This is a genomic window from Bryocella elongata (assembly GCF_900108185.1).
GTDB classification, from domain to species: domain Bacteria; phylum Acidobacteriota; class Terriglobia; order Terriglobales; family Acidobacteriaceae; genus Granulicella; species Granulicella elongata.
Map to the genome: position 1 here is coordinate 519,119 of NZ_FNVA01000002.1, position 18,864 is coordinate 537,982.

The 18,864-nt window shown below is 60.5% G+C and carries 21 protein-coding genes; 7 read left to right on the forward strand and 14 right to left on the reverse strand.

The window, feature by feature from the left end; translation table 11 throughout:
- Position 1: 1 nt before the first annotated feature.
- Positions 2-814, reverse strand: a complete 813-nt coding sequence (locus tag C4S68_RS22915; RefSeq protein WP_160115065.1) for a helix-turn-helix domain-containing protein — start codon at positions 812-814, stop codon at positions 2-4.
- A gap of 72 nt (positions 815-886) precedes the next feature.
- On the opposite strand from C4S68_RS22915, the gene C4S68_RS08475 reads away from it, so the two are divergent.
- The 4 genes from C4S68_RS08475 (at position 887) to C4S68_RS08490 (ending at position 7,728) form a co-directional block, all read left to right on the forward strand.
- On the forward strand, positions 887-1,705 hold the full coding sequence (locus C4S68_RS08475) for a phytanoyl-CoA dioxygenase family protein (protein WP_103932606.1): 819 nt from the start codon (positions 887-889) through the stop codon (positions 1,703-1,705).
- A gap of 142 nt (positions 1,706-1,847) precedes the next feature.
- Positions 1,848-3,221 carry an MFS transporter gene (locus C4S68_RS08480; RefSeq protein WP_160115066.1) on the forward strand — a complete coding sequence of 458 codons (1,374 nt, stop codon included), beginning with the start codon at positions 1,848-1,850 and terminating at the stop codon, positions 3,219-3,221.
- A complete protein-coding gene (locus C4S68_RS08485) occupies positions 3,218-5,710 on the forward strand; it encodes a glycoside hydrolase family 31 protein (RefSeq protein ID WP_103932608.1) in 2,493 nt (830 codons plus the stop codon). Before C4S68_RS08480 ends, C4S68_RS08485 begins: the two co-directional genes overlap by 4 nt.
- Positions 5,707-7,728 (forward strand): right-handed parallel beta-helix repeat-containing protein, encoded by a 2,022-nt coding sequence (locus C4S68_RS08490; RefSeq protein ID WP_160115067.1) that lies wholly within the window; start codon positions 5,707-5,709, stop codon positions 7,726-7,728. Before C4S68_RS08485 ends, C4S68_RS08490 begins: the two co-directional genes overlap by 4 nt.
- 44 nt (positions 7,729-7,772) lie before the next feature.
- On the opposite strand, the gene C4S68_RS08495 is transcribed toward C4S68_RS08490, so the two are convergent.
- Positions 7,773-8,192 (reverse strand): hypothetical protein, encoded by a 420-nt coding sequence (locus tag C4S68_RS08495; RefSeq protein ID WP_103932610.1) that lies wholly within the window; start codon positions 8,190-8,192, stop codon positions 7,773-7,775.
- A gap of 188 nt (positions 8,193-8,380) precedes the next feature.
- Between C4S68_RS08495 and C4S68_RS08500 the strand changes: the two genes are divergently transcribed.
- The gene (locus tag C4S68_RS08500; RefSeq protein ID WP_103932611.1) at positions 8,381-9,214 is read left to right on the forward strand and encodes a methyltransferase, TIGR04325 family; all 834 of its coding nucleotides are present in this window, start codon (positions 8,381-8,383) and stop codon (positions 9,212-9,214) included.
- 38 nt (positions 9,215-9,252) lie between these two features.
- Here C4S68_RS08500 and C4S68_RS08505 read toward each other — a convergent pair whose 3' ends face one another.
- The 4 genes from C4S68_RS08505 to C4S68_RS08520 all read right to left on the reverse strand — a co-directional run bounded on the left by C4S68_RS08505 (position 9,253) and on the right by C4S68_RS08520 (position 11,201).
- Positions 9,253-9,471: a hypothetical protein gene (locus tag C4S68_RS08505; RefSeq protein ID WP_103932612.1), complete on the reverse strand. Its 219-nt coding sequence runs from the start codon at positions 9,469-9,471 to the stop codon at positions 9,253-9,255.
- A gap of 70 nt (positions 9,472-9,541) precedes the next feature.
- Positions 9,542-9,928, reverse strand: a complete 387-nt coding sequence (locus tag C4S68_RS08510) for a hypothetical protein (protein ID WP_146072079.1) — start codon at positions 9,926-9,928, stop codon at positions 9,542-9,544.
- Between the two features lie 127 nt (positions 9,929-10,055).
- Positions 10,056-10,865: an ABC transporter substrate-binding protein gene (locus C4S68_RS08515; RefSeq protein WP_235011459.1), complete on the reverse strand. Its 810-nt coding sequence runs from the start codon at positions 10,863-10,865 to the stop codon at positions 10,056-10,058.
- 51 nt (positions 10,866-10,916) lie between these two features.
- A complete protein-coding gene (locus tag C4S68_RS08520; RefSeq protein WP_103932613.1) occupies positions 10,917-11,201 on the reverse strand; it encodes a DUF167 domain-containing protein in 285 nt (94 codons plus the stop codon).
- A gap of 175 nt (positions 11,202-11,376) precedes the next feature.
- Here C4S68_RS08520 and C4S68_RS22920 point away from each other — a divergent pair, with 175 nt between their 5' ends.
- Positions 11,377-11,592 carry a hypothetical protein gene (locus C4S68_RS22920; RefSeq protein ID WP_146072080.1) on the forward strand — a complete coding sequence of 72 codons (216 nt, stop codon included), beginning with the start codon at positions 11,377-11,379 and terminating at the stop codon, positions 11,590-11,592.
- On the opposite strand, the gene C4S68_RS08525 is transcribed toward C4S68_RS22920, so the two are convergent.
- Positions 11,579-12,280 carry a hypothetical protein gene (locus C4S68_RS08525; protein WP_103932614.1) on the reverse strand — a complete coding sequence of 234 codons (702 nt, stop codon included), beginning with the start codon at positions 12,278-12,280 and terminating at the stop codon, positions 11,579-11,581. The genes C4S68_RS22920 and C4S68_RS08525 overlap by 14 nt on opposite strands.
- Positions 12,281-12,451: 171 nt before the next feature.
- Here C4S68_RS08525 and C4S68_RS08530 point away from each other — a divergent pair, with 171 nt between their 5' ends.
- Positions 12,452-13,189, forward strand: coding sequence for a TIGR03435 family protein (locus C4S68_RS08530; RefSeq protein ID WP_103932615.1), 738 nt, complete (start codon positions 12,452-12,454; stop codon positions 13,187-13,189).
- Positions 13,190-13,322: 133 nt separating this feature from the next.
- Here C4S68_RS08530 and C4S68_RS08535 read toward each other — a convergent pair whose 3' ends face one another.
- From C4S68_RS08535 to uvrB, 7 genes are all read right to left on the reverse strand, one after another.
- Complete coding sequence (locus tag C4S68_RS08535) at positions 13,323-13,520, reverse strand: hypothetical protein (protein ID WP_103932616.1); 198 nt, start codon at positions 13,518-13,520, stop codon at positions 13,323-13,325.
- A 282-nt stretch (positions 13,521-13,802) separates the two neighbouring features.
- A complete protein-coding gene (locus C4S68_RS08540; protein ID WP_103932617.1) occupies positions 13,803-14,147 on the reverse strand; it encodes a DUF488 domain-containing protein in 345 nt (114 codons plus the stop codon).
- Between the two features lie 104 nt (positions 14,148-14,251).
- On the reverse strand, positions 14,252-14,392 hold the full coding sequence (locus C4S68_RS08545) for a HepT-like ribonuclease domain-containing protein (protein ID WP_103932618.1): 141 nt from the start codon (positions 14,390-14,392) through the stop codon (positions 14,252-14,254).
- Between the two features lie 56 nt (positions 14,393-14,448).
- Complete coding sequence (locus tag C4S68_RS08550) at positions 14,449-14,808, reverse strand: nucleotidyltransferase family protein (RefSeq protein ID WP_160115068.1); 360 nt, start codon at positions 14,806-14,808, stop codon at positions 14,449-14,451.
- Positions 14,809-14,878: 70 nt separating this feature from the next.
- A complete protein-coding gene (locus tag C4S68_RS08555) occupies positions 14,879-15,595 on the reverse strand; it encodes a hypothetical protein (RefSeq protein WP_146072081.1) in 717 nt (238 codons plus the stop codon).
- A 341-nt stretch (positions 15,596-15,936) separates the two neighbouring features.
- A complete protein-coding gene (locus C4S68_RS08560) occupies positions 15,937-16,653 on the reverse strand; it encodes a hypothetical protein (RefSeq protein WP_103932621.1) in 717 nt (238 codons plus the stop codon).
- A gap of 124 nt (positions 16,654-16,777) precedes the next feature.
- Positions 16,778-18,772: an excinuclease ABC subunit UvrB gene (gene uvrB, locus C4S68_RS08565; protein WP_103932622.1), complete on the reverse strand. Its 1,995-nt coding sequence runs from the start codon at positions 18,770-18,772 to the stop codon at positions 16,778-16,780.
- Positions 18,773-18,864 lie beyond the last annotated feature (92 nt).

The window sequence follows — 18,864 nt, forward strand, 5'->3', positions numbered from 1 at the left end:
CTCACTCGAGGTCACGGCGGTAGTCGCGTGGAGAGCGCCCCATGATGCGCGTGAAGACCCGATGAAACTGCGGGTAGCTGCCAAAACCCGCGCTCAGAGCGGCATCCAGCATGGAGAGACGGTGGCCCGCGCCGTAAAGCTCGAGGAAGCGATCGAGCCGCACCCTGCTGCGGAAGTCTGTGAGAGCGTATCCCGTTTGTGCCTTGAAGAGCCTGCTGAGCCGCGCTGCGCTGAGTCCGCTGCGCCTGGCAATGCGAGGCAGCGATGCCGTCTCCGGATCTTCGCGCAGTAACTTTGCGGCACGCTCCACCGCAGGATGAAGATCGTGCGTTCCCATCCCGGTGGCGCGCTCGAAAGATTGCCACGCAAGCAGCATTGCATAACGCAGCCCCGCGTTGAGTACATCCGGACCGGTGCCATCGGCGCTAAGCTCGCGCAGGAGAACCTCGAGCCGTTGCATGTCGTCGCCGAGCAGCCGACGGCTGGCTCCTGTTTCCAGGTCCTTCTGCAGAAGAGCCCGCGAAGCCTCGGTCGTTGCCGCAGCGCGAATGGACTTCCGGCGAAACACAGCAACCCACATGGAGAAGTCCGCGCTCTGCTCGAAGAGTACGTGTTCCTGGGCAGGGAAGAGCCAGATCAGGTCGCCGCGCCGGATTCGATACCTTCGGGCACCGACAAAGTACGTTCCGTAGCCGTGTGTCACGAGGTTCAGCTCCAGCTCGGCGTGCGTGTGCCGCCGGTTGGCGCTGGCTGCATGAGCATAACGCCACAGTGCGCCTTCCTGATTCGACGGAATTTGGAGGCGAGCCCTCACGACAAAAAACGATAACAAGTCGACAGGAAAATGAGAAGCCCATCGTATAGCGAGGAGCTTAGAGTTCCGGACATGATCATCACCGACCAGCAGCGCGCTCTGTACAAGGAAGAGGGCTACATGATTCTGCCGGGAGTCATCCCGCAGGATATGCTTGCCATGCTTCGCGAGGAGTGCTCCTACTACCTCGGCTACTACGACTCGATCATGGACGCCAAGGGCGTGCAGACGGAGAACCTCAGCCATCGTGGCAAGCGGTACTTCATCAACAACCGCTACCGGCTGAGCAACCGGCTCTGGAAGTTCGTCTTCAGCGACCTGATGGCCGAGGTGGCACGCGCTACCGTGGGTGATGAAGCCTACCTCTTCCACGAGCAGTGGGTGGTCAAGGGCGCTGAGCAGGGCATGAAGTTTGCATGGCACCAGGACTCGGGTTATGTGAAGTGGTACAACCCCGCCACGGAGCACAAGCCTTATGTCACCTGCTGGTGCACGCTGGATGACGTGAGCGAAGAGAATGGGACCGTGTATCTACTGCCGCATTCGCGCGCGAACACGAAGGGGCAGATCATCAACCACACCAAGGAAGATGGCACCAACGACCTGATCGGCTATACGGGCAGTGATCCAGGGGACCCGGTGATCGTGCCTGCGGGAAGCATCGTGGCTTTCGATAGCTTCGTCTTCCATCGCAGCGGGCCGAACACCACCGATCGCATGCGCCGCATTTATCTGCCACAGTATTCGGCAGCTCCCATCGATCGCCCTGATGGCAAGCCATGGGCCATGGCAACGCCCTTCCTGCACGAAGGCGCAAACATCTACAACCACGATCTGGATAAGCCGGAGAGCTTTGGTCCCTTCCCGGACAAGGCAAAGGACGTAGCGTAAGAGGATCCCGGGCGCTTCAGACGGGCGATTCGTCGCCGGAATGAAGCGCCTTTTTTTTGCGCACAACGATCACCTCTTGCCGGTTGTATCGCGGACGCTGGCACAATACTCGAGACGCAACGACCGGGAGCGTCCAGCAAGTATGCAGCGCGAAATCATGAAGTCGCGGCTCAGCTACACCGCCAGCGAGGTGGCTGGCCAACTTGTCTTCTGCGTCATCTCGTTTTACCTGCTCAAGTTCTACACCGATGTTTACGGTATCTCTGCTGCTGCCGCCGGCGGCATCCTGCTCGTGGCGCGCTGCATCGATGCGATCGACGCCCCGGTGTGGGGCGTCATCTTCGATAGGACTGCCAGCAGGTGGGGCAAGAGCCGTCCGTGGTTCTTGTGGTTGTGCGTGCCTTACGCCATTACCGGAGTTCTCACCTTCACAACGTTCCACCTCGGTCCCACGGCAAAGATCGCATACGCTCTGTGCACCTACGTGAGCTGCAGCGTCCTCTATACGGGCATCAATACACCGGTCACATCGATCCTGGCATCGCTGACCCCCTCGAGCGACGAGCGGATGACGCTCACAACCTTCCGCATGATTGGCTCCAAGGGCGGAGTGCTCTTTGTCAATCTCACGCTGCTCAAGGCTGTCCAGTGGTTCGGCCACGGCGATGCGCAGCGCGGGTTCATGATCGCTGTTCCGGTTTACGCCTGCGGAACCATCGTGCTGTATCTCACGGCCTTCCGCAACCTCCGTGAAACGGTCGAGAGCGAACGCGTGCGTGTACCGTTCCGCACCAGCCTGCGAGCCGTGCGTGGCAACAGTCCGTGGCTCATCATCTTCTTCAGCAGCTTGCTCTTCTGGATCGCCTTCACTGCTCGCATCGCGGCTGCGCCGTACTTCTTCGAGTACGTGATGCACAACGGCGCCATGACTTCGGTTGCCGACAGCCTTGATGTGGTCTCTCTCGCGAGCATCCTGTTGCTGCCCTGGTTCTGCCGCATCAGTTCGAAGCGGACCGTATGGGCGACCAGCCTCGCGTGGTCCGTGGCTGGACAGATCGTGATGGGCTTTGGTGTTCGCTCACACTCGATGCCGATCGTGCTTGCTGGCTGGATCGTCGGCTTCCTTGCTTGTGGTATCGCGATGGCGATTCCATTCTCGATCCTTTCGGACAGCGTGGACTTTGGGGAATGGAAGAGCGGCATTCGCGCCACGGGCCTGCTCACTGCGGTGGGTGCAGCCTTTTGCCTCAAGGCCGGAAGCGGCCTTGGAGGCGCGCTGCCCGCGTGGATCATGGCCCACTTTCACTACGTCGCGAATGCAACTCAAAGCTCGCGGTCCCTCGCCGGTATCGACCTGAGCTTTCTCTGGCTGCCGGCGCTCTGTTACGGGCTTGCGATTCTTCCCGTTCTCTTCTATGCCCGCTACGAACGCATGGAACCGGAGATTCAGTGCGAGCTTGAGCGCCGTCGCGCGATCGCCGCGGCCGTGGCGGCAGAGATGAGTGCCAGCGTATGAGTGTGTCGATGAGCACCGACGACCTCACCACAACCGCCGCGCGCTTTGTCGAGTTCGTTCACCAGGGAACGCATGTGCGCGTCGGCTTCGTGCAGCCGAGCGTGGTGCGCATCACCTGCACGCAGCGCGAGGCGTGGCTCGAGAAACCGAGCCGCATCGTCGCGGCAAGGGAGTGGTGTTGGTGCGAACTCACGGAGAGCGGCGATGCTTATTTGCTTACCACCTCTGCGATGCGCCTGTTCATCGATCGCGAGTCGGGAGCGATGCGTTTTGAGCTAGCGGATGGGACGCCTCTGATGTATGAGCCCGCGGGTGCTCGTTCTCTCATCGAGAAACCTGTCTATCGCAACGTCTACGAATCGGATGCAGAGGTCGCATTCGCGCAAAGCGTTGATGGTACCCGCGCCATCGCGACGCCGAAGGAACAAAGGCTCGACCGGATGGCGTACGAGGCCACGCTCTCGTTGCAATTCGCCGAGGATGAGGCCATCTATGGTCTCGGTTCCCATGAAGAAGGCCACGGCAATCTTCGCGGCTGCACCCGCGATCTGTATCAGCAAAACATGAAGGCCGTCGTGCCGATGCTGGTCTCGACGCGCGGCTATGGCATCCTGATGGACTGCGGTTCGCTGATGTTGTTTCGCGATGCTCCGCGAGGTGCGGAGTGGTGGTGCGACGTCGTGGACGAGCTCGACTACTACGTCCTCGGTGGTGGCAGCTTCGACGGTGTGACCCGTGCTTACTTCGATCTGACCGGGCCAGCGCCCATGCTGCCAAAGTGGTCGCTGGGTTATGTGCAGTCGAAGGAGCGCTACGTAACCGGTGCGGAGATGCTCGAGGTCGTGCGGGAGTATCGGCGTCGCTCGATTCCGCTTGACTGCATCGTTCTCGATTGGAAGTCCTGGCCCAACGGCGGCGCCTGGGGACAGAAGTCGCTCGATCCTCTGCGCTTCCCCGACCCCGAAGGCCTATCGCGAGATCTGCATCAACTCGGTGTCCGTTGGATGGCCTCGATCTGGCCCATCATGACGGGTGGTTGTGAGAATCAGCGCGAGCTGCTGCAGCTTGGCGGCATGCTCGGTAACCAGTCCACGTATGACGCCTTCCATAGCGATGCACGCGGCAGCTATTGGCGGCAGGTTCAGCGCGGACTTTTCGATCGCGGCGTCGATGCCTGGTGGTGCGACTGCACTGAGCCCTTCGAAGCCGATTGGGCGGGTGTGCAGAAGCCTGAACCCATAGAGCGCATGCGCATCAATACTGAAGCCGCGAAGCTCTATCTCGACGCGGGCGAGCTCAATACCTACTCGCTGGAGCACTCGCGCGGCATCTACGAGGGCCAGCGCTCCGCGACGAATGCGAAGCGAGTGCTGAACCTTACTCGAAGCTCGTATGCCGGACAACATCGGTATGGCACGGTGACGTGGAATGGCGACATCTGCGCGCGCTGGGATGTTCTGCGTGCCTGCATTGCAGAGGGCTGTCACTTCACCGCCGCAGGCGAACCGTACTGGACCGTTGATATTGGTGGCTTCTTCGTGGGGGCAAACCCGGAGCTCTGGTTCTGGAAGGGAGATTACAACGCTGGTTGTCGTGGACTGACCTCGATGGACGCGCTGCAGCCTGACGCGAACGATACCGGTTGCACCGACCTTGGCTACTGGGAACTCTACACGCGCTGGCTGCAGTATGCAGCGTTTCTCCCGATGTTTCGATCGCACGGAACGGATGCCCCACGCGAGATCTGGCGCTTTGGCGAACAGGGCTCTCCGTTCTACGACACCATCGCTCGCTTTATTCGGCTCCGTTATGAGCTGATGCCTTATCTTTATTCGCTCATGGCCGCAGTCACGCGGGATGGCTCGATGATGATGCGGTGCCTCGGGCTGGAGTTTCCGCACGACGTGCGTGCTCATGCGGTAGACGATCAATTTCTCCTGGGGCATGAACTCCTCGTCTGCCCCGTGACGAAGCCGATGTACTTTGACGTTGCATCCGTTCCGATTGAAGGGGTGGAGCGATCGCGCGAGGTCTATCTTCCTGCAGGTGCGGATTGGTATGACTTCTGGACTGAGCAGCACATTACTGGTGGTCAGAGACTGCCTGCGTCAGCGCCGCTTGAGTTACTTCCGGTCTATGTGCGTTCCGGTTCCATCCTCGTCACCACCGAAGCCATGCAATTTGTGGATGAGCGTCCCGAGGCTCCCTGGGAGATACGGGTTTACATAGGCGCCGACGCGCGTTTCACGCTCTATGAAGATGCAGGCGATGGCTATGGCTACGAGCAGGGCGAATCCTCTGCAGTCGATCTCCTGTGGCTTGAGCGCGAGCGGCGCTTGAACATAGGCGCACGCTTGGGAAGCTTCCCTGGCATGGTCGCAGAGCGCACCATAGAGGTGGTCTTCATTGGGGCGAGAACGCGAAGGAAGAGGCGGTTCACCTATCGAGGTGAAGAAGTCCGCGTGGAGCTAGAAGAGGAATGCGCATGAACAGAGCGATGTGGATCTCCGCGACGATGGCGCTCGCGCTCACTGTCAGCGGGTTCGCAGAAGATACACCCTTGATCAAGCCCCGGCGTTTCAAGGAAGGCATCGTCTTCGCCATCTCGCCTCAAGGCGACGATGCTTCGGATGGATCTCCTGCGCATCCCTTCCGCACCATCGAACGCGCACAGGCTGCGGTCCGGAAGGTGAATGCTGCGAACGATGTGACGGTGAAGCTTGCCGATGGCCTATATCGAATCGACAGGTCAATCGTCTTTCGCGCCGAAGACGGTGGCCGCAACGAACATCATGTGGCTTGGGAGGCGATGGACGGTGCGAAGCCACAGATCTCTGGTGCAGTGCGCATCGAAGGCTGGAAGATCTTCGATCGCTCGAAAGGCATCTACGTTGCGGACGTGCCGGCGGGGGTTGACACTCGCCAGCTGTGGATTGACGGCAGGTTGGCGCACGTGGGACGTGTCGAGGTCCCGCGCAAGGCGGTCGAGTTCTCGGAACGGGGCTTGTTCGTCAAGGACCCTGCGTTCGCGTATCTCACGAAGGTCGCGCATCCGGAACGCATGGAGCTGCACGCGACGGGCTTCTTCACGGAACGCATCTCGCCGGTCGCGCGTGTTGACGGTGCTTCGCTGCTGATGAAGCAGCCCGCATGGGACAACAACCTGTGGGGTTATGACACGGTGGAGAAGCCCTTTCATCCAGAGCTCTCACATCTCTATCTCGCAAATGCGCTCGAGTTCGTCAGCGAGCCGGGTGACTGGTACCTTGACCCGGCAAAGCACAAGCTCTACGTGAAATTCCCGAGTGGTGCGGATCCTCAGGCGATGGACGTTGAGCTGCCGCGCCTAACGGTGCTCCTTGCGGTCACCGGGACCCTCGACGCTCCGGTCGATGAATTGAGCTTTCGCGGCATCACCTTCGAGCACACGACGTGGCTTGGGCCTTCGGGGGATGAAGGCTACGCCAGCCAGCAGAGTGGTTCGTTCGTCACCGGTCATGCGGATACGTTTCCGGCCGACGTGGTGAAGTCCTGTCCTCAGGGATGCACGCAGTTCGAGCGCACCCGCAGTGAGTGGAGCCAGATGCCCGCGTCGATCCAGGTCGCTGCTGCGGAGCGCATCACGTTCGACCATGACACCTTTGCTCACCTCGGCCAGTATGCGTTGGGCATCGGTAACGATGCCGACGCTGTCGTCGGCGGTGTCGGTCTCGCCACGGGCGATGTGCAGGTGTTGCGCTGCGAGTTCTTCGACGATGCCGGAGGCGCGGTGCTTGCCGGTGGCGTGCAGCATGACGCGCACCATCCTCGCGATCCACGAATGACAAACCGTGCGCTCGTCATCGCGAACAACGCGATCCATGATGTGAGTAAGGACTACGAGGACAATGCCGCCATCCTCAGCACCTATGTTGAAGGCGCAGCCATCGTGCACAACGAGATCTCAGCGGTACCCTACGATGCGATCGACATTGGCTATGGTTGGGGCATCAACGATCCGGGCGGGAATGCGAATTACCGTTATCGGATGCATGGCTACGACTACCCCCAGAACGTCGTCTATTCCACACCCACGACCCATCATGATGTCGTCGTCGCCAGCAATCGCATTCACGATGCGAAGCGGCTCTTTCAGGATGGAGGTGCGATCTACAACCTTTCTGCAAGCGCCGGGACATTGATTACGGAGAACTACATCTACGACAACCACGGTCAGATTGGCCTGTATCTCGATGAGGGATCGCATGGCATCACGGTACGTCGCAACGTCGTCGATGATCCGAAGTCGGAGTGGCTCAACGTCAACACGGTGAAGGCGTTCTACCCGCTGCGCGTCTCAACCGACAACACTGCCCTGGGCAACTGGCACAACGGCACGAAGGTCGGTGGCATGTGGACCAACTACCAGAACGATCTCATCCTCGACGATCATCTCGTGATGGGCGGGCAATGGCCGGCCGAGGCGCAGGATGTGATGAAGGCTTCCGGCATCGAAGCTGAGCACTGAGGCGTGCGCTTCAGGTTGTGATTTGTCCTCGGCCTTACCTGCGGTCACTCCTTCGGCGCGCCGTCCTGCCAACCGCCGGGAGTCTTGTGCTTCTCGATCGCTTCCATGGATCGTGTGCGAGCGTGATTGACCTGTTCTTCGCACTGCTGCGTCGAGTCCCCTCCGCGTGCCGTGATGTGGCAGGCAGAGATGGCGAAGATCATGTCGTTGAGGGCCTGCGAAACGTCAGTCTCGCGCTGGTCCTCCGCCATCGACTTCAAGCGATCGTATGCGGTGCGCACCTGCTGCATCTGCGCACTGAACTCCGTGTCGTCGGCATGGATCTGGACCGTGTCGGCAGTATCGATCACGTCCTCGGCCGCGGAGGCGAAGCTGTTGCGCAGCGGCCCCCGATGAAACGGCACATTGGTTTGTGGAACGATGGAGAGAGCGGCGGCCAGAAGAAGCAGGGGAGTCGACGTCATGAAACATCCTTTCGCGTCATCCAGCGGATGGAAGCAACGGAGAATTTGTGGAGAGCAGGCCCAATCGTTGAGATGCGGTGGAGACGGCCCAGGTTGAAGCGTGCGTCCCGCAAGATTTCTCTCAAACGTGCATCTCTCGATGTATAACAGCGGTACCGAACGTCATCCAGAGTGGAAGGAGCCAGCGCATGGGAGCGTGGAAGAGCCTGCGGCGTGCGCAGGTGCGTCACACAGCCCGGCTGCTGCTCGCGGCGCAGAAGCGCTTGCCGGGAGTGAGGCCGTTGCTGGCCTGGGCAGGCGGCAACCGCTTCCTGGATGAGGCTCTTGTCGGGTACCGAAGGGCTTTCTATACCCGGGCAGCCGCCGAATCGCGCGTGCGCAGGGAAGGTTCCATCGGGCACCAGGATCCTCGCGCGATTGCACTGCACCGCAGCTTCGAAGAGACACCTCGACCCAGCGATCACGACGCCATGCAGCAGCTAGGCTCGGTGCTTCCGCAGGTGAAGCGGATCGTTGATGTGGGCGGTAGCGTTGGAAACATCTACTACCTGTACTCGAAGCATCTTGCATTTCCTCCCGGGCTCGAATGGGTAGTCTGCGAGCTCGGTGAATCCGTCAAGCATGGCAGAATGCTGGCCGCAGAGCGTGGCGCAGCGAATCTACGCTTTGAGCACAGCCTCGATCGCTGTGGGCCGGCCGACCTGGCGCTGTTCTCCGGATCGTTGCACTACTTCGACGAGCCGTTGCCGCGATTCCTGGCGCAGCTCGGGAGTCTGCCGAAGTATGTGCTGGTGAATCGCTCGCCGATGGCAGAGGTGGAGCCGCTGTTTGCGGTGCAGGATGCCGGCGATTGGTTCACGGCGGCCAAGGTCCTGCAGCGCGGAACTCTCCTCAAGGAGATGTCGGACGCCGGCTATTCACTGGCAGCGGAGTGGAAATGCCCCGAACTCAACGTACGCTTCCCATTGCACCCGGAGCATTCAGCGGAGCACTACAGCGGGCTGTTCTTCGTGCATGACTAGGCTTGCCCTGCCAGTTCGCGGCTTTCGCTGCGAACTGGTTAGGTCGCCTTGCGCTGGAATGCGGTCTTACGGGCTACGTTGGACTTTGCCTGGAATCCGCCGCCCGTAGCGGGGGTTGCACCGGGCTTTGCGCCGGAGGCCTTATCAGCCGCAGCGAGCTTTTCACGCAGTGCCTGCAGCTTCTGTTCCTTCGGGCTAAGTCCGGTGGTGCGCTTGGGCGCCGGGGTGGAGTTTGTGGGAATATCGGTCTTCGCCATGAAGCCGATTGTCGCATGTCCAGTGCCCCGCAGGCCAACCTTCGGCGGCCCGCAGGGCACGCAGAGCGGGTTACTTCGCTGGTTTCAGCAGGACGCGAAGCGGCGCCAGGGGACCGAGTGGCATGAGCGTGAAGCTCATCAGGTGGGCCTGTCCGAGCGGGAGCTTCTCCAGCAGCGCATGCGCCTCTTCCACCGAGGTCACATTCATCAGGAACACGACGCCCTTGCCATCCTGGCGAAACCACCACTGGTCGATCTTTCCATCAAGGTAGAGCTGCACGGTGTCGGGAACCTCGTGCGGCATGATCGTGGCGCGCTCTTCCGGCGTCAGCGGGTGCGTGATTTCGCCGATTGCGAGCACCTTGGTGGTGGGGACGGGCCCTGGGCCTGGGCCTTGCGTAAGGCCGACCGCGCAGAGGGAGAACAGAAGGAACAGGAGCAGAGACGAACGTCGCATGACACCTCCATCGCTCCACAAAGCGGAGCGGAACCAATGCAGAATGCTCGCAGTTTATCCGCGAGCTGATGGTCTGTCAGTAGAAAAGGGACCGATTGGTCTCTTTTTTGAGGGGGGGGGGGATTCGTCAGCGCACCGCAAGCTGGATCAGCCGCTCAGGTCTGACTACCCGATCGGGATGCAGCGTTGCGCTGATGCAGGCAAGCCCCTTGGTCAGCGATGGTATCGCGGGGGTGTTCAGGTACTCGTCCGGGATGCAATAGACGCGGCGCTCCTGCACAGCACGGAGACCCTGCCAACCGCGCTGCTCGATCACCCGCTCCAGCGGAACGCGGTCGCCCGCGCCACACCAGGCGAACAGCAGCACGTCGGGATCGCTGTCCTCAACTTCCTGCGTGGTCGTCTGCGCGCCCGGCGCGCCGACAAATTTTCCGTGTGCCGCTTCGATCAGCTCTGCTACCCAGCCTTGAGAACGGATGAGCGGCTTGCCCCATTCTTCGCAGTAGACGCGTGGCCCCGGAGCTTCACCGAGAGCCGCGGCTGCGCTCTCGTTTGACGATTGAAGCAGCACGCGAAAGCCCGCAACAAGGCATTCCGCCGCGTCGTGACGGTCGACCTGTGCGCCCATAAGTCGCGTGTCGGCGAAGATATCCTCAAGCGTCTTTGGCGCGAGTGCCAGCACGGGGAAGCCTGCTTTGAGGATCGCTGCCAGCGACTCAATACGGTAAGGAACGGAAGCGATGACCAGGTCGGGCTTCACGGCAGTAAGTTCATCGGTGTTGGTTGTCCAGGAGTCCTGCAGTAGAGGCAGTCCAAGCGTGGCAAGCTCCGGCAGGGCTTCGGCGCAGTACCTGGTATGAGCACACAGTTTGTTAACTGCGCCTAATGCGGCGAGCGTGACGGTGATGGACGGCTGCAGGCTTGCTATACGCATCATTTCTTCCATGTGGTCGTCAACGTTTGTGCTTCCTGAGTCCGCGGCGGGCAGTCATTCGACGGTCGTCAGCGCGCGGAGGACTTCCTGTGTAGAGAGACCCTCGATCCGAACAACCTTCGAGCGCGAAGTCTGGCCAGAGACGATCTCAATCCTGGCTCTAACGATGCCAAGTAGCGACGCGAGAAGGCGGATGAGTGCTTCGTTCGCCTTGCCATCGACGGCAGGTGCGGCGATGGCAATCTTGAGTGCATCTCCATAGGCGCCGACCACGCCTTCGCGCTTCGCGCCTGGTTGAATGCGGAGCGAGAGAGTTGCGGAGGTGGGCAAGGGCTTCATGGCACTACAGCGAGTGTACGAATTCCAGTCTCAGAGCTGATACCGGCGGCTTACGACCGGCGCGGCGGGCAAATACAGCGTAGGCTGGTAACAGCCCGCCAGTCCTCTCGCCTTAAACCATCCAGGATGAGTTCCGGAACACACGCTGCATTCACCCTGTTCCACTGGAGCTCCCTTGCGTTCCGCTAAAATCCATAGTGCTCTTGCGACTGGCATCAACAAGTTTGAGATCTGCAGAATGACCGCGCGGGGCCTGCATGCGATGCATCGCCAGGGTACCCGAACGGAAGAGACGATCGACCGCGTCCTGGAGATGATCGGGCCGGGTTCGATGGTGCGCACTCCTCCCATGCTGCCGGTCGGGCGCCTCAAGGCTGTCATTGCCAGATAACCTTGTATTTCTCAACGATCGCCGGATCGCTCTCCCGTTCTTTGAAGTTCTTGCCTTCGAAGCCTTTCGTGTCGAGGGTGATCCGAAAGGTCTCATCTCCTTTTATGGGCAAGAAGTTCTGTGAAACTGGCGTTCGATAGCAGGTCACGCGAATATTCAGGAACTTCAGGCTCTTGAGTTCCGCAACAAGCTGGGCGGCCAACGGGAGGATTCTCGTCTCGAGGCTGCCCTTCACGTTGCTGTCGAACTGCTTCAGGTCCTTCTTCTCCTTGTTCCACAAGACCAACTTGTCTTCGAACTGAACCTTGTCTTTGCGCTCCAGCATCTGGAGTTCCTTGATCATCGGGCTCCGCCTTTGGAAGTTCGCTTCATCTGAGAGCGACGATCCGGCGTTGCAGACAAGGAGGACGATCTCGCGATGATTCTTTCGCAGCGAGTTCTTTTCGAGGAGCTTCGCCATCTCCGGCCCGGTCCATTTCCCCAGCCTGGTCTGGAAGACGGGAAAGATGGGGTTGCCGTGAGACATGATGAAGAGTGTTGTCTCTTTGTCGACCTGTTTTAGCGACTTCGTGGAACCTTTGCCGTCGTGGACATCCTTCTGGAGCACCCACTTGGCGGTGACCATCTTCTCGATCGCTTCGCGCATCTCCTGATCGACGCCCGGACAAAAGACCGCAGTACGTGCCACGATGAATCTCCTTTGAGGTCGGTGTGCGAAGCGTATCACGCTGATCACACTCCGGTTGGGGCATCTGTAGTTGCCGTTGCGGGAGCCAGGATTCTTCGGAACGGATGCGGTCGCGGCTTCGTATGAGGGAGGAGACACCGCAGGTTCAACCGCGAACACCGGAGAGACGTGATGAAGGCTTGGCTCTTGTTGGCAGCAATATTCAGCAGCGGTATGGCTCACGCGCAGGCTTCGTTTGCGGTCGCTACGATACGGCCGAGTGCGGCGCAGGTGCGGTTCGAGAGCGATGGTGAGACGATTCTGCTTCCGGCATCGATAAAAATGCGGGATGTTTCGATTCAGACGTGCATCAAGTGGGCGTATGGGGTGCAGCGGGCGCAGGTGCTGGGGCCGGGGCTGCTGACGAGCGAGAAGTACGATATCGAGGCCAAGGCAGATGGGCCGGCGACGGAAGACCAGATGAAAGCGATGATGCAGGCGCTGCTGGCGGAGCGGTTTGGGCTGGCGTTTCACCGGGAGAAGAAGGAGCTGCGGTCGTTTGCGCTGGAGGTGGCGAAGGGCGGCCCGAAGCTGGGGGAGAAGTTCAAGCAGGCGACGAGCGATGAGGTTCCGTGGCGGGCGAACTCGGCGATGGGGACGACGGCGCGGGCGTTGACGATGCAGGAGTTTGCGGACTTTCTCTCAGGGCCGACGGAGAAGCCTGTGGTCGACAAGACGGGCCTTGCGGGGCGGTGGGATTTCTCGTTCGACTTCTCGAAGTACATGCTCGACCCGCCGAAGGGGCTGGATGATTTCCTGCTGGTGCTGAACACGACGCTGCAGGGCGAGATGGGGCTGAAGCTGGAGTCGGAGAAGGATGTGGTCGAGGTGATGGTCGTCGATAAGGTGCAGAAGGCCTCGGCGAACTAAGGGATTCGACTGCGAGGACGGCTGTGGGGCGTTGGGGGGCATGGTGCCCCCCCTCCCCCTGGCGGCAAAATATTCGATTCAGGGACTTTACGGGTGAAGTCCCCGGGGAGGGTAGGGCCCAGGGTGAGGGGCCTCAGTGAACGCTGCGGGGGGTGGTGACCTTGTGAGCTGGGATCGGCCGGGGTTTGGCGGCTCGTGCGATGCGGGGCTTGGGGCCGGGGATGTTGGGCAGCGCGGCGTTGTGGCGGCGGCGGGCGGCGGCGCGCTGCTCGTGCGCGGGGAGGTGGAGGGTGGGGGCGGGCTTGTGAATCTTGATGCTCTTCCTGGTCATGGTTCTCTCCGTTGGTGAATTTGAAGTTCAAGGGCAAAGGAAAGAGGCTGTCCGGACGCTGGATGCGTCCGGACAGCCTCTTTGTGCTCCCACATACCAGTTTAGAGAGTTCGGTGGGGTGATTGCGCCATGGGGCGAGGTGCGGGATGGCCTTTGGATTGTTGGGGTTGCGGGGTGGGGTAGGGAGTCAGGGGGTTGACAGGGCCGGATCCCCCAAAAGACGTGGACGGCCTCGCGCTGGGCCCGACTGCAAACGGGTTCCTTCAGGACGGACTGGTCGATTCACTTCGATTGCAGGAGTTTCTGGAGGACGACGGCTTCGTTGTGCTGTTCGTCCCGCGCGCCGTAGACGAGGGTGACGGGGCCGTGGGCTGCCTGTTGCCGGAGGGTGTGGATCAGGTCGTTGTGGAGCTTTAGCTCGTCGAGATAGCGGGACTGGAACTGCGACCACCGGGCGGCGTCGTGCGCGAACCATTTGCGGAGTTCGGTGGTGGGGGCGATCTCCTTCATCCAGAGGTCGACCTTGGCTTTTTCCTTGGTGAGGCCGCGGGGCCAGAGGCGGTCGACGAGGATGCGGGTTCCGTCGGTGGGTTCGGGTTCGAGATAGACGCGCTTGATTTTGAGCATGGGGGTGCCCTCGTGGGTTGGATGGAGGGCTGGGGAGTTTGGTTTCGGGTGTGTGTGTACTGGCTGAGAGCGGACGTTTGCTGGGCGCAAGCGTCTGCTCCCGTCTACTGTGAGTCTGCAGTTGGGAAGTGGGTCGTCAGGGCTAGTGCCACCGCTTGCTTCAGAGGTGGAAGATCATCCTGGATCGTGTTCCAGATGGTTTCCTCTTCGATGCGGTCATAGGCGTGGCGCAGGATGTTGCCCATCCCTCTTCGATCAGCCCGATGGCCTCGAGCATGTCGCGGAAGTGAAGGGCCGGCCTCTAAAAGACATGGACGGCCTCGCGCTGCGCGCGGGTGCGAACGGCTTCTTTCAAGGCCGTGGAGGAGGACAAGTCCACCTCTGCTCCGAGCAGGTCGCTGAGTTGGAGCCGGAGGCCGCTGAGGGTGAGCAGGGAGACGCGAGTGCCCGGAGCGAAGTCGGTGAGGAGGTCGATGTCCGAGCCGGAGGTGGCTTCGTCGCGGGCGACGGAGCCGAAGAGACGCAGGTGGACGAGGCCGGAGGCACGGAGCTCGGCGGCGTGATCACGGAGCGTGGCGAGGATGGCTTCGCGGGACGGCATCGGCCTGGGGAGATTGTGCTGCGGGGAGTTTGTGGTTTGGAGCGGTCGCTTGCTGGGCAAACGATACCCAACCTTTTCAGGGCGACAGGATCTTGGAGGAGAGATGGGCTGCAGAGGATATAGCGACAAACTACACGTCGTCGTGGAGTCCCCTCGGTGGAACTGGGAGCGGGCTCTCATCCGATATACCTCGAAATTCGCTTGCGGCGATGGGATCGATACCCGTCAGTCTCTGCCTCAGCTTGGCAATATCTCCGTCGAGGGCCCTAGCTATTGGCTCCATTATTCGGAGCGACTGACGATCAAACCAGATGAATGCACGGATCGCATCGGAATATTCACTTTCTGTCACCGTGAGATCACTTAGGCACTTCGGATGGGTCACGCGGTCGCGTACTCTTATTGCTCTTTGTAGGCATTGCCAACCGTTCGAGTTCACGTCGAGCGTGAAGTCAGCCCCGTACGCTGCGGCGAGCAGACGAAAAGCGAACCGCACGTTGCTCATTGTTCTGACCTTGGCCTTCTTCTTGACGATTCTTCCGGCTTCGGTGACCTCAGCTGAGAGTTCTTCCGCGATCAATAGCTCGCTTGCATCCCATTGATCATGGTTCGCTCGAATGTGCCGAAGAGCATTCGCCTTCATTACAAAGGACAGAGCCTCAACGAAGCTGAAGACGCACCGAACTAAATTTCGTCTCGCGCGGTGTGTCACGGATGCCGGGTCAGGGACTCTGCCGTCGTCTCCAATATCGGCCAGCCAGCAGAATTCATCTCGAAGCTCGCGGCCGATTTTAGCTATCGAGACCTCTTCGTCGAAGGGCTGCGCGGGTTGTTTTTCGACTTGCATGTTGATAGCTCTTATCAAAATCAGGAATATGGCTTCAGAGTGCCCGGTCGCGCATTTACAAAGGTTCTTTGCTAATAAACCGGAGTCGTGGAGCGATTGCGAATCGTTGGTTTCGGCGACGAATCCCGCGAAGCCCGAGCATGGCATCACTCGGCGCGAGTACAAGGATGACGCAAGGGCTTTGAGATATGGGTAACAGGCGTATGAGTGGGATTGGTGATGCGGGGGAACGGTGGGAGTGGGAGCGCTCTCTCCCACTCCCACCCGTCAGGATGCGACCATCACGGATTGTGCATCCAGGCTCCACTCGGCCGGCATGAGCGGGCTCCAGCACTTGTCGGCTATCGATTGACCTTACAGTCGCGCCCTTGCTTGTTCTCTATTTCCTCGATCTGGATCGTGGCTGGAGCTCTTACAGAATGCATTGCGGAGATGTTGTGTTGTGGGTGAGATCCGTCGGTCTGTTCTTGGGCTTCTACTGCGTAGAGGGTGACTTGAACCCTCCCGTCACAGTCGGCGACACCATAAGCAGGAAGTTCCGCTGATGAAGATGCCTGGGGGAGCAACCTCCATCCGTTCGTTGAATTATCGGAAATACCCCCGGATGGGATAGGGGTGGATGACGTGATCTTAGGTATCACCAAATTCTTGGGTGCCTGCTGCATGCCGTGGCAGTCGGGGTCGCTCCCTAAGTAGCATGCAGAGACGTAAGCTCTCGGAAAATCTCCCTTGAACTTGAGCGCCATAATGACGTAGGGAGCGCCATCTGTGGAGAACGTTCCCCAAATCCGTGCCGACACTGCGGCACCCCGAGTGACAGTACAGTAGTAGGTGCGAGCTGAGAGGCCTGGCTCGGACAGATTCCCTCCCGGGCCAATCGCTTTGACTCCGACAAATGCAGCCGCGCCGGGCGCACCGGTGAGGTTGTAGGTGCATCCCTTCAGCGGCGGAGCCGCCGCTGCTGCGAGGGAGAACGTGGCCAGAAGTCCCATTACGATCATCGTTGCGATGCTGGGCGATAGACGCGTTCGCGCGGGGCTGTGCTGCTCAACTTTCATAGAGCCTCTCCTTCATGGGAAGTGCGGATCGAAGAAGTCTACCCCGATACCGCGGCCTCCGCCACCAATTCGAGCGATCAACTGTTTGCCGCCAAGAAGATTTTTCCTGGCACGTCGCGAGTGTCTAGCTGAAGAGGAACTCCTTTTCCCGGAGTTCTTTGATTGCGTCTCTTAGTTTGGCGGCTTTTTCGAACTCGAATTTCTTGGCGGACTCTCGCATTTCGGTTTCTAGTTTCAGGATGTGGTCGTCGAGTTCGCCCTGGTCGCGGAAGTTCAGGGAGTCGGTGTCCATGATCTCTTCGGTGGAGTCGTGGTAGTCGGCTTTCAGGATGGTGGCGAGGGAGTCGTCGATGGAGCGGATTACGGTTTGGGGCGTGATGTTGTGTTCTAGGTTGTAGGCGACTTGTTTTTCGCGGCGGCGGTCGGTTTCGTCGATGGCGCGGCGCATGGAGTCGGTCATCTTGTCGGCGTAGAGGATGGCGCGGCCTTCGAGGTGGCGGGCGGCGCGGCCTATGGTTTGGATGAGCGAGCCCTGGGAGCGGAGGAAGCCTTCTTTGTCGGCGTCCAAGATAGCTACGAGGCTAACTTCGGGTAAGTCGAGGCCTTCGCGGAGCAGGTTGATTCCGATGAGGACATCATACTCACCCTTTCTCAGGGCGCGGAGCAGGCGGATGCGTTCGAGGGTTTCGATCTCAGAGTGCATGTAGCGGCAGCGGACGCCGACTTCGGTGTAGTAGTTGGCGAGGTCCTCGGACATGCGTTTGGTGAGGGTGGTGACCAGGACGCGCTGGTTGATGGCGGCGCGGTCGCGGATCTCGGCGAGGAGGTCGTCGATCTGGCCTTTGACGGGGCGGATTTCTATCTGGGGGTCGACGAGACCGGTGGGGCGGATGATCTGTTCGACGACCACGCCGGCGGACTTCGTAAGTTCGTAGGGGCCGGGTGTGGCGGAGACGTAGATGGTCTGGCCGACGCGGCCTTCCCACTCCTCGAAGCGGAGGGGGCGGTTATCCATGGCGGAGGGGAGGCGGAAGCCGTAGTCGACTAGATTTTGCTTGCGGGAGCGGTCTCCGTGCCACATGCCGTGGATCTGGGGGACGGTGACGTGGGACTCGTCGATGAAGGTGATGACGTCGCGGGGGAAGTAGTCGAGGAGTGTGGGGGGCGGCTCGCCGGGGAGGCGTCCGGAGAAGTGGCGCGAGTAGTTTTCGATGCCGTGGCAGTAGCCGACGGACTTGATCATCTCGAGGTCGTAGCGGGTGCGCTGGTGGATGCGCTGGGACTCGACGAGGCGGCCTTCGTGCTCGAGCTGGGCTTCCCACTCGGTAAGCTCGGCGACGATGGAGTCGACGGCGGTCATCTTGCGCTCGGGCTGGACGACGTAGTGGGACTTGGGGTAGATGGGCAGGCGGGAGTACTTCTGGCGGATGGTGCCGAAGAGGGGATCGATCTGGGAGAGGGTTTCGATCTCGTCGCCGAAGAGCTCGATGCGGAAGGCGTTCTCGTCGTAGGTGGGGAAGACTTCGATGACGTCGCCACGGACGCGGAAGGTGCCGCGGCGGAAGTCGTAGTCATTGCGCTCGTAGAGGATTTCGACGAGGCGCTTGGTGATGTCTTCGCGCTTGATGCGCTGGCCTTTTTCGAGGAGCAGCAGCATGCCGTAGTAGGCTTCCGGCGAGCCGAGGCCGTAGATGCAGGAGACGGAGGAGACGATGATGACGTCGCGGCGCTCGAAGAGGGAGCGGGTTGCGGAGAGGCGGAGCTTGTCGAGCTCGTCGTTGATGGTGGCTTCTTTTTCGATGTAGAGGTCGCCGGAGGGGATGTAGGCCTCGGGCTGGTAGTAGTCGTAGTAGGAGACGAAGTACTCGACGGCGTTGTTGGGGAAGAACTGTTTGAACTCGTGATAGAGCTGGGCGGCGAGGGTCTTGTTGTGGGCGAGGATGAGCGCGGGGCGGTTGCACTCGGCGATGACCTTGGCCATGGTGAAGGTCTTGCCGGAGCCGGTGACGCCGAGGAGGACCTGGTCCTTCTCGCCGGCGTCGAGGCCGCCAGTGAGCTGGGCGATGGCGGTGGGCTGGTCGCCCTGGGGTGTGTATTCGGAGACGAGTTGGAAGTCCATCACTGTTAAGTGTAGATGGGCGGGGTGTCAGGATGTGTCAGGAGAGATGGCCGGGCCGGAGGGGATGGGGGTGCGGGGTGTTGCCGCCAGTC

Excerpts from the sequence above, each read along its gene's own strand:
- C4S68_RS08520 (WP_103932613.1), bottom strand. The coding sequence starts at position 11,201 with ATGAAGCCCTTGCCCACCTCCGCAACTCTCTCGCTCCGCATTCAACCA.
- C4S68_RS08485 (WP_103932608.1), top strand. The coding sequence starts at position 3,218 with ATGAGTGTGTCGATGAGCACCGACGACCTCACCACAACCGCCGCGCGC.
- C4S68_RS08505 (WP_103932612.1), bottom strand. The coding sequence starts at position 9,471 with ATGGCGAAGACCGATATTCCCACAAACTCCACCCCGGCGCCCAAGCGC.
- uvrB (WP_103932622.1), bottom strand. The coding sequence starts at position 18,772 with ATGGACTTCCAACTCGTCTCCGAATACACACCCCAGGGCGACCAGCCC.
- C4S68_RS08480 (WP_160115066.1), top strand. The coding sequence starts at position 1,848 with ATGCAGCGCGAAATCATGAAGTCGCGGCTCAGCTACACCGCCAGCGAG.
- C4S68_RS08510 (WP_146072079.1), bottom strand. The coding sequence starts at position 9,928 with ATGCGACGTTCGTCTCTGCTCCTGTTCCTTCTGTTCTCCCTCTGCGCG.
- C4S68_RS08495 (WP_103932610.1), bottom strand. The coding sequence starts at position 8,192 with ATGACGTCGACTCCCCTGCTTCTTCTGGCCGCCGCTCTCTCCATCGTT.
- C4S68_RS08530 (WP_103932615.1), top strand. The coding sequence starts at position 12,452 with ATGAAGGCTTGGCTCTTGTTGGCAGCAATATTCAGCAGCGGTATGGCT.
- C4S68_RS08540 (WP_103932617.1), bottom strand. The coding sequence starts at position 14,147 with ATGCTCAAAATCAAGCGCGTCTATCTCGAACCCGAACCCACCGACGGA.
- C4S68_RS08545 (WP_103932618.1), bottom strand. The coding sequence starts at position 14,392 with ATGGGCAACATCCTGCGCCACGCCTATGACCGCATCGAAGAGGAAACC.
- C4S68_RS08490 (WP_160115067.1), top strand. The coding sequence starts at position 5,707 with ATGAACAGAGCGATGTGGATCTCCGCGACGATGGCGCTCGCGCTCACT.
- C4S68_RS08475 (WP_103932606.1), top strand. The coding sequence starts at position 887 with ATGATCATCACCGACCAGCAGCGCGCTCTGTACAAGGAAGAGGGCTAC.
- C4S68_RS08500 (WP_103932611.1), top strand. The coding sequence starts at position 8,381 with ATGGGAGCGTGGAAGAGCCTGCGGCGTGCGCAGGTGCGTCACACAGCC.
- C4S68_RS08515 (WP_235011459.1), bottom strand. The coding sequence starts at position 10,865 with ATGATGCGTATAGCAAGCCTGCAGCCGTCCATCACCGTCACGCTCGCC.
- C4S68_RS08555 (WP_146072081.1), bottom strand. The coding sequence starts at position 15,595 with ATGCAAGTCGAAAAACAACCCGCGCAGCCCTTCGACGAAGAGGTCTCG.
- C4S68_RS08535 (WP_103932616.1), bottom strand. The coding sequence starts at position 13,520 with ATGACCAGGAAGAGCATCAAGATTCACAAGCCCGCCCCCACCCTCCAC.
- C4S68_RS08560 (WP_103932621.1), bottom strand. The coding sequence starts at position 16,653 with ATGAAAGTTGAGCAGCACAGCCCCGCGCGAACGCGTCTATCGCCCAGC.